The sequence below is a fragment of the Ferrovibrio sp. GW821-FHT12D07 genome, assembly GCF_058807275.1.
The window spans coordinates 1-834 of sequence record NZ_JBXAQN010000006.1; the positions used below are offsets into that span (position 1 = coordinate 1).

Sequence of the window (834 nt, forward strand, 5' to 3'; positions counted from 1 at the left end):
AAGCAGAAGCTGGCGGTCCGCGTCAGCCATGGCGGCTCGGGCAAGCAGGCGCGCTCGGTGATCGACGGCCTGGAAGCTGATGTGGTGACGCTGGCGCTGGCCTCCGATATCGACGAGATCGCCGAGCGCGGGCTGCTGTCGACCGACTGGCAGAAGAAGCTGCCCGACAACGCCTCGCCCTATACCTCGACCATCGTCTTCCTGGTGCGCAAGGGCAACCCCAAGGTCATCAAGGACTGGGATGACCTGATCAAGCCCGATGTGAAGGTGATCACGCCGAACCCGAAGACCTCGGGCGGCGCGCGCTGGAACTACCTTGCCGCCTGGGGCTATGCTGCCCGCAAGACCGGCAATGAGGAAGACGGCAAGAAATTCGTGCAGGCGCTGTTCAAGAACGTCCCCGTTCTGGATACCGGCGCACGCGGCAGTACCATCACCTTCGTGCAGCGCAATCTGGGCGACGTGCTGCTGGCCTGGGAGAACGAGGCCTTCCTCGCCATCAATGAACTGGGCAAGGACAAATTCGACATCGTGGTGCCGAGCATTTCCATTCTGGCCGAGCCGCCGGTCGCCGTGGTCGACAAGGTGGTGGACAAGCGCGGCACCCGCAAGCTGGCCGAGGCCTATCTGAACTTCCTCTACACGCCGGAAGGCCAGGAGATCGCGGCCAAGCATTACTACCGTCCGCGCAACGTGGAGGTGGCGAAGAAGCATGCCGCGACCTTCCCGCAGCTCAAGCTGTTCACCATCGACGAGCAGTTCGGCGGCTGGGCCAAGACCCAGAAGGCGCATTTCGGCGACGGCGGCGTCTTCGACCAGATCTACAAGCCGGGC

The 834-nt window shown here is 63.5% G+C and carries 1 protein-coding gene; it reads left to right on the forward strand.

The genetic code is table 11. From position 1 onward, the window contains the following. A partial coding sequence (locus tag AC1RRE_RS19995) for a sulfate ABC transporter substrate-binding protein (protein ID WP_492983805.1) occupies nucleotides 1–834 on the forward strand: 834 nt, incomplete at both ends.